This window comes from Pseudooceanicola nanhaiensis, from assembly GCF_020171315.1.
GTDB lineage: Bacteria > Pseudomonadota > Alphaproteobacteria > Rhodobacterales > Rhodobacteraceae > Pseudooceanicola > Pseudooceanicola nanhaiensis_A.
In genome coordinates this window covers 68,256-83,159 of the sequence record NZ_JAIUZP010000012.1, presented here as the reverse complement: position 1 = coordinate 83,159, position 14,904 = coordinate 68,256, and the positions used below count along the sequence as shown (strand labels likewise).

The following is a 14,904-nucleotide window of genomic DNA, read 5'->3' as shown; positions in this document are numbered from 1 at the left end:
GTCTCCCTTGTGCCGGCAATGCCCCTGCGAGTCTGGCCGGTCGGTTCTTGCCGGGCCCGCGCAGGCGGACCCGGATATTGCACTGCGTCCGGCTCAGATACCGGCCGGGATGTTCATCGGGTCGCGCTTCACCGAGCGGGGCGAGTTCAGCTCCTTCCACTTCGACAGCGCCTTGTGCGCCGAGGGGAAGGCCGGACGCGGCACGAAACGGCCCCGGCCCGGCTGCGGCTGCGAGTTCTGGCCCCAGGCCCAGATCACTTCGCCGCGCGAGAGGGTGAACCGCGCCTGCGCCGTGACTTCCATGCCCTCGAAGACGTTGTAATCGAGGATCGAATGGTGGTTCGAGGCCGAGATCGTCTTGGTGATCTTCGGATCCCAGACCACGATGTCCGCATCCGCGCCTTCGACGATCGCGCCCTTCTTGGGATAGATGTTCAGGATCTTCGCCACGTTGGTCGAGGTGACGGCAACGAATTCCTCGGGCGTCAGGCGGCCGGTCTCCACGCCGCGGGTCCAGAGCACGGCGAGGCGCTCCTCCAGCCCGTTGGTGCCATTGGGGATCTTGGTGAAATCGTCGAGCCCCATCATCTTCTGCTTCGAGGAGAAGGCCGCGTGGTCGGTGGCGACCACCTGGAGCGAGCCCGACTGGAGACCCGCCCAGAGACCGTCCTGATGTTCCTTGCCGCGGAACGGCGGCGACATCACCCGGCGGGCGGAATGCAACCAGTCTTCGCTCAGATACTCGTCGTCATCCAGCGTCAGGAACTGCGCCAGCGGCTCGCCGTAGACGCGCATCCCCTTCTGGCGCGCACGCCGGATCGCCTCATGCGCCTGCTCGCAGGAGACATGCACGATATAAAGCGGCACGCCCGCGGCATCGGCGATGGTGATCGCGCGGTTCGCGGCCTCGCCTTCGAACTCGGCGGGACGCGAGCGGGCATGCCATTCCGGCCCGGTCTTGCCCTCGGCAAGGAACTTCTTCTGCATCAGGTCCACGAGGTCGCCGTTCTCGGCATGGACCATGGGCAGCGCGCCCAGCTCCTTGCAGCGCGCGAAGGAGGCGAACATCTCGTCGTCCTCGATCATCAGCGCGCCCTTGTAGGCCATGAAGTGCTTGAAGGAGTTCACGCCCGCGTCCACGGCATCCTTCATCTCGGCAAATATCTGTTCGTTCCAGCCGGTGATCGCCATGTGATAGCCGATGTCGGAACAGATCTGCGGTGCCGACTTGCGGTGCCACTCCTGGATCGCGTTCTTGATCGAGCCGTCCTCGCCCGGCAGGCAGAAGTCGATCAGCATCGTGGTCCCGCCCACGGCAGCGGCCCAGGTGCCGGTCTCGAAGGTCTCCGCCGCCGTGGTGCCCATGAAGGGCATCTCGAGGTGCGTATGCGGGTCGATCCCGCCCGGAATCACATAGGCGCCCGAGGCGTCGATATATTCATCGCCCTTCAGGTCCTCGCCGATCTCCTTGATGGTCTCGCCCTCGATCAGCACATCCGCTGCGCGCTGCCGGTCCGCGGTCAGGACGATACCGCCCTTGATCACCTTGCTCATCACATCTCTCCCACGCTGGGGTCAGGGCACGCGGGCCCCTCCCATTTTCTTGCTCCAAATATCCCGGGGGGCCGCCGTCAGGCGGCGGGGGCAGAGCCCCCTCCCCCGTTCCCTCAGGCGGTGATCTCCGCCGTCTCGACCACCGCGTGCAGCAGCACGTCGGCGCCCGCCGCGGCCCAGTCCTTGCTGATCTCCTCGGCCTCGTTGTGGCTGAGCCCGCCCACGCAGGGGCACATGATCATCGTCGCCGGTGCCACCTTGGCGGCCCAGCAGGCATCGTGCCCCGCGCCCGAGATGATATCCATGTGGCTATAGCCCAGCGTCTCGGCGGCGCTGCGCACGCGGCCCACCAGTTCCGGCGCGAAGGTCACCGGGTCGAAATGCCCGACCGGCTCGATCGCGCAGCCCACGCCCAGTTCTTCGCAGATCGCCGCCCCGCGGGTCTCGATCTCGGCCCGCATCCGGTCCAGCTTGGCCTGATCGGGGGTGCGGATATCGACGGTGAAGACCACCTTGCCCGGCAGCACGTTGCGCGAGTTCGGGGTGAATTTCATCTGGCCGACACCGCCCACGGCGCCGGGCTGGGCGGCCATCGCCACCTCCTGCACCATCTCGAGGATCCGCCCCATGGCGAGGCCCGCGTTCACCCGCATCTCCATCGGGGTCGAGCCGGTGTGCGCCTCTTTCCCGGTCAGGGTGAATTCCAGCCACCAGAGGCCCTGGCAGTGGGTCACGACACCGATGGATTTCTCCTCGGCCTCGAGGATCGGGCCCTGTTCGATGTGGTATTCGAAGTAGGCGTGCATCTTGCGCGCGCCGACCTCTTCGTCACCGACCCAGCCGATGCGCTCCAGCTCATCCCCGTAGGACGCGCCTTCGAGGTCGGTGCGGCCATAGGCATAGTCCATGTCGATCTCGCCCGCGAAAACGCCCGAGGCCATCATCGCCGGGGCGAAACGCGCGCCTTCCTCGTTCGCCCAGTTGGTGATGACGATCGGATGCTTGGTCTGGACTTCCATGTCGTTGAGCGTGCGCACCAGTTCCAGTGCGGCCAGCACCCCCAGAACGCCATCGTATTTCCCGCCCGTGGGCTGGGTGTCGAGGTGGCTGCCCACGTAGACCGGCAGCGCGTCGGGGTCGGTGCCCGGACGCGTCATGAACATGGTGCCCATCTTGTCGACACCCATGGTGCAGCCTGCGTCCTCGCACCATTTCTGGAACAGGGCACGGCCCTCGGCATCCTCGTCGGTCAGGGTCTGGCGGTTGTTGCCGCCCGCGACACCGGGGCCGATCTTCGCCATCTCCATGAGGCTGTCCCACAGCCTGTCAGCATTGATCCTGAAATTCTCACCGGGGGCTGGCATGATCGTCCTTCCTGTCGTTCCGGCCGGTCGCCCGCAAAGGTACGCCAGCCTGTCGCATTTGACCAAACGGTCAAAGTCACGCTATCAAAGGGCAGTAGCCAGTCAAGAAAATCGCCGCCGCGCCCGGCGGAACGTCCCGACACCGGGGGAAGTGATCAATTTGTGATCAGTCTGGACAAGCCCCTCCCCGCCCGGAACAATTGCTCACACTAAGATTAGAAGACGAGACAAGTTTTCATGAACCAAACCGCCGGCACCACGCGTATCCAGCGGCGCAATACAGCGGCCATCACCGAAGCCGCCCTGGAAGTGTTTTCCGCCAATGGGTTCCGCGGCGCGACCGTCGACCAGATCGCCAAGGCGGCGGGCCTGTCGAAGCCCAACCTGCTCTATTATTTCCCCTCCAAGGAGGCCATCCACCAGCACCTGCTGGCCACGCTGATGGACACATGGCTCGATCCGCTGCGCGAGATGGACCCGGAGGGCGATCCGATGGAGGAAATCCTCGCCTATATCCGCCGCAAACTGGAGGCGAGCCGCGACTTTCCCCGCGAATCACGGCTTTTCGCCAATGAGATCGTGCAGGGCGCGCCTCATATCCTGCCCACGCTGGAGGGCGAGCTGAAGGATCTGGTGGACGAAAAAGCCAAGGTTTTGAGCAGATGGATGGAGGAAGGCCGCATTCAGCGGGTGCATCCCTACCACCTGATCTTCTCGATCTGGTCACTGACGCAGCACTACGCGGATTTCGACGTGCAGGTGCGCGCGGTGCTTGGCAGCGGCGACACGGACCCCTTCCCCGAGGCCGAGGAGTACGTGATCACGCTCTTCACCCGGATGCTGGCGCTTAAACCTTAGGCAAAGGGATCGTCGGGGTAGCCCACTCCCGCAAGGTAAAGTCCGTGCGGCGGGCAGACCGGGCCGCAGCGGCTGCGGTCCGCCGCCTCAAGCGCGTCCTTCACCCTGTCCGGCGCCCAAGAGCCCGCGCCCACACGCTCCAGCGTGCCCACGATGGAGCGGACCTGGTTGTGCAGGAAGCTGCGCGCCCTCAGGCGGAAGTGCAGCTCGGGCCCGCACTGGCCCTCGACCTCCTCGATGGTGATCTCGTCCAGCGTCTTCACCGGGCTGGCGGACTGGCAGATGGAACTGCGGAAGGTGGTGAAGTCGTGATGCCCGATCAGATGCGCCGCGCCCGCGCGCATCGCCTGCGCATCCAGCTGCTGCGACACCTGCCACACCAGCCCGTCGATCAGCGTGGCCGGCGCGCGGCGCATCAGCAGCCGGAAGAAATACCGCCGCTCCATGGCCGAGAAACGGGCGTGCCAGTCCTCCTCCACCTCGGCGCAGGCCACGATGGCCACCGGCGCGGGCTTCAGGTGGTAGTTCAGCGCCCCGGCCAGCTTGAAAGGGTCCCAGTCCTTCTGCAGATCGCAATGGGCCACCTGCCCCGTGGCATGGACGCCCGCGTCGGTCCGCCCGGCGGCGGCAATCGTGTGCGGCCCCGGCTCCAGCTTCGCAAGCGCGGCCTCGATCGCCCCCTGCACCGAGGGCTGGTCGGCCTGCCTCTGCCATCCGGCAAAGGGCGCACCGTGGTATTCGACTTTCAGGGCATATCTGGGCATGGCGCCCGATAGCGCGAAGCGCCCCTGCCCGGCAAGGGCCATGGCCCCTTCGGCCCTGCCCATCCCGGCCTCCGGCGCCTGCTGCGGGTCCTGACACTGGTCACGCGGCGGCTGCGCCCCTATCTTGAGATCCATGGACAGGACGGCAGGGTACGGCAAGTGGTGATCGGGGCAATGGCCGAGGGCGTGAGCCGCTCGGTCGAGGCAGTGGGCGACCGGGTCTCGGAGACCTTCTTCGAGCCGGTGATCCGGCTGGGGGTCACGGGGCTGGCGCGCTCCGGCAAGACGGTCTTCATCACCTCGCTGGTGGCCAACCTGCTGGACCGCGGGCGGATGCCGCAGCTGGCCGCCGCCGGTGACGGGCGCATCGCCGCCGCCTACCTGCAACCGCAGCCCGACGACACGATGCCTCGCTTCGACTACGAGACCCATATGGCCGCCCTGACGGGCGCCGAGCCGCACTGGCCCGACAGCACCCGCTCCGTCAGCCAGCTGCGGCTCTCACTCAAGGTGCGCCCCACCGGCCTGCTTGGCGGCCTCTCCGGGCCGCGCACCGTGCACCTCGACATCGTGGATTATCCCGGCGAATGGCTGCTCGACCTCGGCCTGCTGGAGAAATCCTATGCCGAGTGGTCGCAGGAGGTGCTGGACCGGATCGCCTCCCGCCCCGTGGCAGAGGATTTCCGCACGCAGGCCGCCCAGATGTCGGGCCGGCGCGACTGGGAGGAAGCCGATGCGCAGGCCCTCGCCCGCGGGTTCACCGCCTACCTCGAGGGCGCGCGCAAGGCGGGTTTCTCTGACCTGACGCCGGGCCGGTTCCTGCTGCCGGGCGAGATGGAGGGCTCTCCGGTCCTGACCTTCGCGCCGCTGCCGCCCGAACGCGACGCCCCCCGCCGCGGGCTCTGGCGCGAGATGGAGCGGCGCTACGAGGCCTACAAGTCCAAGGTGGTGAAACCCTTCTTCCGCGATCACTTCGCCCGGATCGACCGGCAGGTCGTGCTGGTCGATGCGCTTGGCGCGATCCACAAGGGGCCGCAGACGGTCGAGGACCTGCGGCGCACCATGGCCGACATCCTCGGGGCGTTCCGGCCCGGGCGGAATGCCTTCCTGTCCCGCATCCTCATGGGCAAGCGGGTGGAGAAGATCCTCTTTGCCGCCACCAAGGCCGATCACCTGCACCATTCCCAGCATGGCCGTCTGACCGGGATCATGCAGGCGCTGGTGCGCGATGCCGCGGACCGGGCGAATTTCGCGGGCGCGAAGACCCATGCCATGGCCATCGCCGCCCTGCGCGCCACGGTGGAAGAGACCATGACCTACGAGGGCGAAAGCCTCGACTGCGTGCGCGGGCGGCTGATGGAGACCGGCAAGCTGGCCGCGCTCTATCCCGGTGAGCTGCCGGAGGACCCCGCCCGCCTGCTAAACCCGGCGCGGGCGGGCGAGGCGCAGTGGCTCGACGGAGATTACCAGATCATGGGCTTTGCCCCGGCTCCGCTCAGGCTGAAACCCGGCGAGGGGCCACCGCACATTCGCCTTGATCAGGCGGCGCAGTTCCTGATCGGGGACCGGCTGTGACCCGGCCCGCGCGGCCGCAAGGCGCGTCCAAGGTCCTGCGCGATCCCGGCACGTCGCGCCGCGCGCGGGTCTGGCATACGCCCGCGCTGACCCGCGTGCTGTGGTCCTTCACCCGCGCGACGCCCTGGCTGCCACAGGTGCGCAGCCGCCGGACTGATCTGCGCGTCATGCACAAGATCGTCCGCGACGGCTGGGTGCGCCATATCCGCGACCGCCGTGGCGTGGCCGCCTTCATTGCACGGCAGGGCGAGGTGATCCACGCGCTCTACGTCCATCCCCGCGCCCGCCGCAGGGGTCTGGGCGGGCGCCTGCTGGAGGAGGCCAAGCGCGAGAGCGACCGGCTGATCCTCTGGACGCTGGAGGCCAATGCCGCGGCGCGCGCCTTCTATGCCGCCCATGGGTTCACCGAGGCCGGGCGCGGCAATGGCGAGGGCAATGACGAGGCGCTGCCCGACATCAAGATGGTCTGGACGAGGGAGGCGCAGGAATGAGCCCCGAGAAGCGTGACGACATGAGCGACGATACCAGCGACCGCGAGACGCCGCGCCGCGCACCGCGACTCTTCGAGCTGGACGAGGGCAAGGCCCGGCCCGGCCCCGACAGCGCGCCGCCGGTGCCCGACCCCGTGGCCCCCGCCCCTGAGGGCCGCGCGATGCAGACCGTCGCCACGCTGGCCGCGCGGCGTCCGTCACGGCTGGCGCGCTGGTTCTGGTCGCTGCTGGTCTCGCTGGTCGGCGTCGTGATCTCGGTCGCGGCGTGGAACTTTGTCACCGGGCTGATCGCACAGGTGCCCCTGCTCGGCATGGCGGTGGCGGTGCTCTTTGCCGCCTTCGTGCTGGTGCTGCTGGCGATCGCGGTGAAGGAAGTCGCCGCCTTCTCGCGCCTCGCGCGGATGGACCGGCTCCACGAGGAGGCCGTCGCCACGCTGGCCGAGGCCGATCTGGGCCGCGCCCGCAAGCTGGTGAAACAGCTGGAAGGCACCTATGGCCACCGGCCCGAGCTGAGCCTCGCCCGTGAGACACTCGCCCGGCAGGGGCCGGAACAGTTCGATGCCGCCGCCCTGCTGGGGCTGGCCGAGGCGCAGCTGATGGCCCCGCTCGACGCCGCCGCCCGGCGCGAGGTCGAGGCCGCGGCACGTCAGGTCGCCACGGTGACCGCGCTGCTGCCGCTGGCACTGGCCGACGTGGCGACGGCGCTGACCGCGAACCTGCGGATGATCCGGCGGATTGCCGAGATCTATGGCGGGCGGTCGGGTACGCTGGGCTCGCTGCGGCTGACGCGGGCGGTGATGACCCATCTGGTGGCCACCGGCGCCGTGGCGGTGGGCGATGACCTGATCGGCTCGGTCGCGGGCGGGCACCTGCTGACGAAACTGTCGCGCCGCTTCGGCGAGGGCGTGGTGAACGGCGCGCTGACCGCCCGCGTGGGCATCGCCGCCATGGAGGTCTGCCGCCCGCTGCCCTTCGACAGGCTGCGCAAGCCGCGGGTGACGAACGTGCTGCAACGGGCGCTGACCGGGCTTTTCGACCGGGACACCTGAGGCGGGCTCCCCCGGAGGATTTGGGGAAAGATGAAGGGTTGCCCCTATGCCCCCCGCTGGGTGCTGGACCATCGCAGGGGCTTTGCCTATAAGGCGCCCATGACACGGATACCGGCGCTGATCATTCGAATTAGTCGCCCGGCGCTCTGAGACCTCGGAGCGGCCGGGACAAGGCGCATGGGCTGCCGCGCCGCCCTCATCCTCATTTTCCCAATTCGACGAAGGACAGACCATCCATGTCCGCCGAGACGCCTGACTACAAGACCACGCTGAACCTCCCCGAAACCGACTTTCCGATGCGCGCAGGGCTTCCCAAGCGCGAGCCGGAATGGCTGGCCCGCTGGGCCCGGATCGGCGTTTACGACCGCCTGCGCGAGAAGGAGGGCCGCACGCCCTTCACGCTGCACGATGGCCCGCCCTATGCCAACGGCCACCTGCACATCGGCCATGCGCTGAACAAGACGATCAAGGACATGATCGTCCGCTCGCACCAGATGATGGGCCACGACAGCCGCTATGTCCCCGGCTGGGACTGCCACGGCCTGCCCATCGAGTGGAAGATCGAGGAGCAGTACCGCGCCAAGGGCAAGAACAAGGACGAGGTGAACATCGTCGACTTCCGGCAGGAATGCCGCAAGTTCGCCGAGGGTTGGGTCGAGATCCAGCGCGAGGAGTTCAAGCGCCTCGGCATCACCGGCAACTGGGACGATCCCTATCTGACCATGGACTTCCATGCCGAGCGGGTGATCGCCGAGGAGTTCATGAAGTTCCTCATGAACGGCACGCTCTACCAGGGCTCGAAACCCGTGATGTGGTCGCCGGTCGAAAAGACCGCGCTGGCCGAGGCCGAGATCGAATACCACGATCACCAGAGCCACACGATCTGGGTGCCGTTCGAGGTGGTCTCGGGCCCGCTCTCCGGCGCCAAGGCCGTGATCTGGACCACGACCCCTTGGACCATCCCGTCCAACAAGGCCGTCGCCTACAACCCCAAGATCGCCTATGGCCTCTATGAGGTCACCGGCACGCCCGAGGAATGCTGGTGCGCCGTGGGCGACCGCTACCTGCTGGCCGATGCGCTGGCCGAGGAGACGCTGGGCAAGGCGCGGCTGGAAGCAGGCCAGTGGACCCGCGTGGGCGATGTGGCGGTCGAGGACCTCGCCTCCTCGGTCATGAAGCACCCCTTCGCCGGGATCGAGGGCGCGGACGGCTTCTGGGACTACGAGGTCCCTATGATCGACGGCGACCATGTGACCGATGACGCGGGTACGGGCTTTGTCCATACCGCGCCCAGCCACGGTGCCGACGACTACGAGTGCTTCGTCAAGCGCAACTGGATCGACCGGATGACCCACAACGTGGGTGAGGAATCCGAGTTCCTGCCCCATGTGCCCTTCTTCGCGGGGCTTCAGGTGTTCGATCACAAGGGCAAGGAAGGCAAGGCCAACACCGCCGTGATCGCCAAGCTGGTCGAGGCCGGTGGCATCATCGCGCGCGGCCGGGTCAAGCACTCCTACCCGCATTCCTGGCGTTCCAAGGCGCCGGTGATCTTCCGCAACACGCCGCAGTGGTTCGCCTCGATCGACCGCGACGTGAACGACGGGCAGGACCAGAACGGCAAGACGATCCGTCAGCGGGCGCTGACCTGCATCGATCAGGTGAAGTGGACCCCGCAATCGGGCCGCAACCGCCTCTATTCGATGATGGAAAGCCGCCCCGACTGGGTGCTCTCGCGCCAGCGGGCCTGGGGCGTACCGCTCACCTGCTTCACCAAGAAGGGCGCGCTGCCGACCGACGCGGACTTCCTGCTGCGCGATCCGGCGGTCAACGCCCGCATCGCCGAGGCCTTCGAGGTCGAGGGCGCGGATTGCTGGTACGAGGACGGCGCCAAGGCCCGCTTCATCGGCGATGCCGCCGATCCCGAGGCCTATGAGCAGGTCTATGACGTGCTGGACGTGTGGTTCGACAGTGGCTCGACCCACAGCTTCGTGCTGCGCGACCGCCCCGACGGGACCGAGGATGGCATCGCGGATGTCTACATGGAGGGCACCGACCAGCACCGCGGCTGGTTCCACTCCTCCCTGCTGCAATCGGTGGGCACCACCGGCCGCGCGCCCTATCGCAACGTCGTGACCCATGGCTTCACGCTGGACGAGAAGGGCAACAAGATGTCCAAATCGCTCGGCAACACGATCGTCCCCGAGGAGGTCGTGAAGCAATACGGTGCGGACATCCTTCGGCTCTGGGTCGCGCAGGCCGATTACACCGCCGACCAGCGGATCGGCCCGGAGATCCTGAAAGGGACCGCCGACAGCTACCGCCGCCTGCGCAACACGATGCGCTTCATGCTCGGCTCGCTCAACGACTTCCGCGAGGAAGACCGCGTGGCCGCCGCCGACATGCCGGAACTGGAACGCTGGGTGCTGCACCGCCTGTCGGAGCTCGACGAGGTCGTGCGCCAGGGCTACCGCAGCTTCGACTTCCAGGGCGTGTTCCAGGCGGTGTTCAACTTCTGCACCGTGGAGCTGTCGGCCTTCTACTTCGACGTGCGCAAGGACGTGCTCTACTGCGACGGCGAGACGACCCGCGCCCATGCGGCCCGCACCGTGCTGGACCTGCTGTTCCACCGCCTGACCACCTGGCTGGCGCCGGTGCTGGTCTTCACGATGGAGGACGTCTGGCTGTCCCGCTTCCCGGGCGAGGACAACTCGGTCCACCTGCAGGACATGCCCGAGACGCCCGCCGACTGGCGTGACGATGCACTGGCGGCGAAATGGGCCAAGGTCCGTGCCGCCCGCCGCGTGGTGACCGCCGCGCTGGAGGTGCAGCGCACCGACAAGGTGATCGGCGCCTCGCTGGAGGCCGCCCCGGTGGTCCACGTCGAGGAGGCAGAGATGCTGGCGGCGCTGAAGTCGGTGTCCTTCGAGGACATCTGCATCACCTCCGCCCTGTCGCTGACGGGCGACGCGGCCCCGGCCGAGGCCTTCCGCCTCTCCGAGGTGCCGGGCGTCGGCGTGGTCTTCGAGAAGGCCGATGGCGAGAAATGCCAGCGGTGCTGGAAGATCCTGCCGGACGTGGGGACCCACGCCCACGCCCATGTCTGCAAGCGCTGCGACGAGGCGCTCGGCTGACAGGGCCGGTGACCGGGACCAGTGATCAGGGCCCGCAATCGGGCCCCTCGCAAAGGACCGATCAGACGAGATCGAAAACCCCGCTTCGGCGGGGTTTTTCTTTTTAGCCCACGTGCCTTCCCCTTCCACGGCCCGCATTGCCACGAAGGGCAGCGCCGTCCCGCGGGGTGGCGCATAGCGCCGCCCCATGGGGGCGGGACGGCGCTGCCCGGCCTGCGGCCGGGCGGGACCTCTAGAGGGGACGGCACCTTGACCGGCAACGCTGGCGGGAGTGCGGGTGCCGAAGCAAGCGAGCCTTATCCCAGGAACGCATCTCACATCCGGCGGGCCACCTCGCCCGCGCGGGGTCTCGGGGTTTCGGGTTTCGGGTCTCGGGGTCTCGGGGTCTCGGGGTCTCGGGGTCTCGGGGAGACATGTCGCTCGACGCCCGGGGCGTCCACAGCCAGATGGCGCAGCCTCGCCCCCCACACCGGCAAACCTCCGCCCACGTCCTCGCCTCCCTGCGGCGCGCCGCCGCAGCGGGACGGAATGTCGCTTTGCACGACGCGGCGGAAACACCCATCTCTCCCACACCTTCTCATTCCGGAGCCCTCAATGACCGACGCCTCCCGCCCGGCCCCCCGTGGCCTCGTCTATTCGATCCCCGTCATCGGCTGGTTCGCCCGTGACCTCGCCCGCGACTTCAAGGGCAATGCGCCCTACCTGCTCGTCATCCTCGCGACGCTGCTGATCCTCGCGATCAAGACCTGGGGCCTCGTCGCCCTCGGGCTCACCGCGCTCGCGATGGTGCCGGTGATGTTCACGATCCTGATCCTCATCACCGTGGGCAAGTAGCCCGCGCCGCTTTGCCGCTTTCCCCTCCCCGCCCCGCGCCCTAGATAGGGGCCAAGCCGCCCCGTCAGGGGGCGGGGCCACCTGCGCCCGCATCAGGGGCGCCAAGCGGAGGCAGCGCCGATGGACCAGCGTTACGACATTCTCATCTCCGGCGGCGGCGTCGCGGGCCTGACCGCGGCCTGCGTCATGGGCGCGGCCGGGTTCTCCGTGCTCTGCGTCGATCCCGCCCCGCCCGTCACCGATGGCGGGGCCGAGGGCGCGGACCTGCGCACCACCGCCTTCCTGCAACCCGCACGCTCCCTGCTGGAAGAGGCGGGCCTCTGGGCCCGGCTCGATCCCCATGCGGCGGCCTTGCAGATCATGCGCATCGTGGATGCCGGCGGCGCGGAGCCGACGGCCCGCCTCGTGCGCGACTTCGAGGCTTCGGACATCGGCGACCTGCCCTTTGGCTGGAACCTGCCCAACTGGCTGCTGCGGCGCGAGATGCTCGCCCGGATCGAGGACCTCGACAGCGTCACCTTCCGCCCCGGCACGGGAACCGAGAGCCTGCTGACCCGCGAAACGGAAGCCTTCGTGCGCCTGACCGACGGCAGCCGCATCCGCACGAAGCTGGTGCTGGCCGCGGACGGGCGCAACTCGCCCATGCGGCAGGCGGCAGGCATCGGCGCGAAGACGATCCGCTACGGGCAGAAGGCCCTCGCCTTCGCCGTGTCGCATCCCATCCCGCATGAGAATGTCTCGACCGAGGTGCACCGCTCCGGCGGGCCGTTCACGCTGGTCCCCCTGCCTGACCGCGACGGCGGCCCCTGTTCGGCCATTGTCTGGATGGAGGACGGGGCCGAGGTCGACCGGCTGGCACAGCTGCCGGTCGAGGCCTTCGAGGCCTCGATGATGGAACGCTCCACCGGCATCCTCGGGCCGCTGACGCTGCTGACGCGGCGCTCGGTCTGGCCGATTATCTCTCAGGTGGCGGACCGCATGTCGGGCCAGCGGGTCGCCCTGATGGCCGAGGCCGCCCACGTGGTGCCGCCCATCGGGGCGCAGGGGCTGAACATGAGCCTCGGCGACCTGCGCTGCCTGCGCGACCTTGCGGTGGCGCGCCCGGCGGGTCTGGGCGACCGGCAGATGATGGAGGACTACCACAACGCCCGCCATGGCGAGGTGACGCTGCGGGCGGCAGGCATCGACATGCTGAACCGCGCGTCGCAGATCCACGCGCAGCCCCTGCGCGACCTGCGGGCGGCGACGCTGGGGGCGCTCTATGGCGCGGCCCCGGTGCGGCGCATGCTGATGCAGATGGGCCTTGGCGCAAAAGGCTGAGGGTCTCCCCTCAGCCTCTTTTCACGTCTTCGATGGCAGGATCCGGCAGGGCGCCGGGGATCACTCCGCGGCGATACCGTCGGTGAACTGCAGCCGCGCGAGCCGGGCATAGAGACCGTCCTGCGTGACCAGCTGATCGTGCGACCCCTGCGCCACGATGCGGCCCTCTTCCATCACCACGATGCGGTCGGCCTTCTTCACCGTTGCGAGGCGGTGCGCGACGATCAGCGTCGTGCGGCCCTTCGACAGTTCGTCCACCGCCTGCTGCACCAGCCGCTCGCTCTCCGCATCCAGTGCCGAGGTCGCCTCGTCCAGCAGAAGCACCGGCGCATCGCGCAGGATGGCGCGCGCGATGGCGATGCGCTGCTTCTGGCCGCCCGACAGCATCACGCCGCGCTCGCCCACCGGGCTGTCGTAGCCTTGCGGCAGGGCCACGATGAAGTCATGGGCCGCGGCGGCCTTGGCAGCGGCCTCGACCGCCTCGTCCGAGGCGCCGGGCTTGCCGAAACGGATATTCTCCCGCGCGGAGGCGGCAAAGATCACCGGGTCCTGCGGCACCAGCGCCAGAGACTGGCGCAGATCGTGGCGGGTGATCTCGGAGATGTCGGTGTCGTCGAGGGTGATGCGCCCTGCCGCCGGATCGTAGAAGCGCAGGATCATCTGGATGATCGTCGACTTGCCCGCCCCCGATGGGCCGACGAAGGCCACCGTCTCGCCGGGCTGGATCGTCAGGTCGATGTCCTCCAGCGCCGATTGCGTCGGACGCGAGGGGTAGCGGAAGCTGACATTCTCGAACCGCAGGCCGCCGCGCACCGGCGCGGGCAGCGAAACGGGGGCCACCGGATCGGTGACGCTGTCCTGCGCGCGCAGCAGTTCCACCAGCCGCTCGGTCGCACCGGCGGCGCGCTGCAACTCGCCCCAGATCTCGGAAAGCGCGCCGACCGCGCCCGCGACCATGACCGCGTAGATCACGAATTGCACCAGCGCGCCCGAGGACATGGTGCCCGCGCGCACGTCATGGGCCCCGATCCAGAGCACGCCGACAACGCCGGTGAAGATCAGGAAGATCACGATCACCGTCATCAGCGCCCGGGTCGAGATGCGGCGGCGGGCGGCGTCGAAGCTCTGCTCCGTCACCGTGTCGAAGGCCGTGCGCGTGGGCGCCTCGTGGGTGAAGGCCTGCACCGTCTGCACCGACAGCAACGCCTCGGAGGCATTGCCGGAGGATTGCGCGATCCAGTCCTGGTTCTCGCGGCTGAGCGCCCGCAGGCGACGGCCGAGCACGAGGATCGGCACGATCACCAGCGGCACGATCAGCAGGACCAGCCCGGTCAGCTTGGCCGAGGTGAAGAGCATCAGAACCATGCCGCCCGCGAAGATCAGCATGTTGCGCAGCGCGATCGAGACGGAGGAGCCGATGACCGACTGGATCAGCGTCGTGTCCGTGGTGATCCGGCTGAGGACCTCGCCGGTCATGTGGCTCTCGTAGAAGGTGGGGCTCATCGAGATGACCCGGCCGAAGACGGCCTTGCGGATATCGGCCACCACCCGTTCGCCCAGCCGGGTGACAAGCGCGTAGCGCAGCCCGGTGCCAAGCGCGAGAAGCGCGGCGATGCCGATGGCCGCGCCGAAGTAGATGTCGAGGATCTGGGTCTCGCCCGCGCCGAAGTTGTCGATCACCCGGCGCACGGCCATGGGCAGGATCAGCGAGACACAGGCCGTCAGCACGAGGGCGAGGATCGCGCCGGCCATCAGGCGACGATAGGGGGCAAGGTAGGGCCAGAGCTCGCGCAGCGCGCCCACGTTGCGGGACTTGTCCCGGTCAGCTGCGGCCGGGTCCACGGGTCTGCGCGCCATATTCACTGTCTCCCCTGCTACTGGGCACAGGAGGACGCCCCCGCCCGCCTGTCCGCGGCTGTCATGCAGGGCGGGGCCACGCGGGTCAAGGGGACAGCATGCCGCTC

The 14,904-nt window shown here is 68.4% G+C and carries 11 protein-coding genes; 7 read left to right on the top strand and 4 right to left on the bottom strand.

Annotated elements, in window-relative coordinates; genetic code table 11:
• Positions 1–93: 93 nt before the first annotated feature.
• Entirely contained in the window at positions 94–1,554 is a 1,461-nt protein-coding gene (hydA, locus tag LCM32_RS18620) for a dihydropyrimidinase (RefSeq protein WP_224822596.1), read from the bottom strand.
• 113 nt (positions 1,555–1,667) lie between these two features.
• The gene (locus LCM32_RS18615; RefSeq protein WP_224822595.1) at positions 1,668–2,918 is read right to left on the bottom strand and encodes a Zn-dependent hydrolase; all 1,251 of its coding nucleotides are present in this window, start codon (positions 2,916–2,918) and stop codon (positions 1,668–1,670) included.
• A gap of 237 nt (positions 2,919–3,155) precedes the next feature.
• Between LCM32_RS18615 and LCM32_RS18610 the strand changes: the two genes are divergently transcribed.
• Positions 3,156–3,776, top strand: a complete 621-nt coding sequence (locus tag LCM32_RS18610; RefSeq protein WP_224822594.1) for a TetR/AcrR family transcriptional regulator — start codon at positions 3,156–3,158, stop codon at positions 3,774–3,776.
• Here LCM32_RS18610 and truA read toward each other — a convergent pair.
• Positions 3,773–4,540: a tRNA pseudouridine(38-40) synthase TruA gene (truA, locus tag LCM32_RS18605; RefSeq protein WP_224822664.1), complete on the bottom strand. Its 768-nt coding sequence runs from the start codon at positions 4,538–4,540 to the stop codon at positions 3,773–3,775. The genes LCM32_RS18610 and truA overlap by 4 nt on opposite strands.
• A gap of 159 nt (positions 4,541–4,699) precedes the next feature.
• Here truA and LCM32_RS18600 point away from each other — a divergent pair, with 159 nt between their 5' ends.
• The 6 genes from LCM32_RS18600 (at position 4,700) to LCM32_RS18575 (ending at position 12,940) form a co-directional block, all read left to right on the top strand.
• Positions 4,700–6,115: a YcjX family protein gene (locus tag LCM32_RS18600; RefSeq protein WP_224822593.1), complete on the top strand. Its 1,416-nt coding sequence runs from the start codon at positions 4,700–4,702 to the stop codon at positions 6,113–6,115.
• Positions 6,112–6,606 carry a GNAT family N-acetyltransferase gene (locus LCM32_RS18595; protein WP_224822592.1) on the top strand — a complete coding sequence of 165 codons (495 nt, stop codon included), beginning with the start codon at positions 6,112–6,114 and terminating at the stop codon, positions 6,604–6,606. The genes LCM32_RS18600 and LCM32_RS18595 overlap by 4 nt, the downstream gene beginning before the upstream one ends.
• Positions 6,603–7,655 (top strand): YcjF family protein, encoded by a 1,053-nt coding sequence (locus LCM32_RS18590; RefSeq protein ID WP_224822591.1) that lies wholly within the window; start codon positions 6,603–6,605, stop codon positions 7,653–7,655. The genes LCM32_RS18595 and LCM32_RS18590 overlap by 4 nt, the downstream gene beginning before the upstream one ends.
• A gap of 236 nt (positions 7,656–7,891) precedes the next feature.
• On the top strand, positions 7,892–10,786 hold the full coding sequence (ileS, locus tag LCM32_RS18585; protein WP_224822590.1) for an isoleucine--tRNA ligase: 2,895 nt from the start codon (positions 7,892–7,894) through the stop codon (positions 10,784–10,786).
• A 594-nt stretch (positions 10,787–11,380) separates the two neighbouring features.
• Positions 11,381–11,620, top strand: coding sequence for a hypothetical protein (locus LCM32_RS18580; RefSeq protein ID WP_222493466.1), 240 nt, complete (start codon positions 11,381–11,383; stop codon positions 11,618–11,620).
• A gap of 120 nt (positions 11,621–11,740) precedes the next feature.
• On the top strand, positions 11,741–12,940 hold the full coding sequence (locus tag LCM32_RS18575) for a UbiH/UbiF family hydroxylase (RefSeq protein ID WP_224822589.1): 1,200 nt from the start codon (positions 11,741–11,743) through the stop codon (positions 12,938–12,940).
• 60 nt (positions 12,941–13,000) lie between these two features.
• Here the strand turns inward: LCM32_RS18575 and LCM32_RS18570 are convergent, their stop codons facing one another.
• A complete protein-coding gene (locus LCM32_RS18570; protein WP_224822588.1) occupies positions 13,001–14,797 on the bottom strand; it encodes an ABC transporter transmembrane domain-containing protein in 1,797 nt (598 codons plus the stop codon).
• Positions 14,798–14,904: the final 107 nt, after the last annotated feature.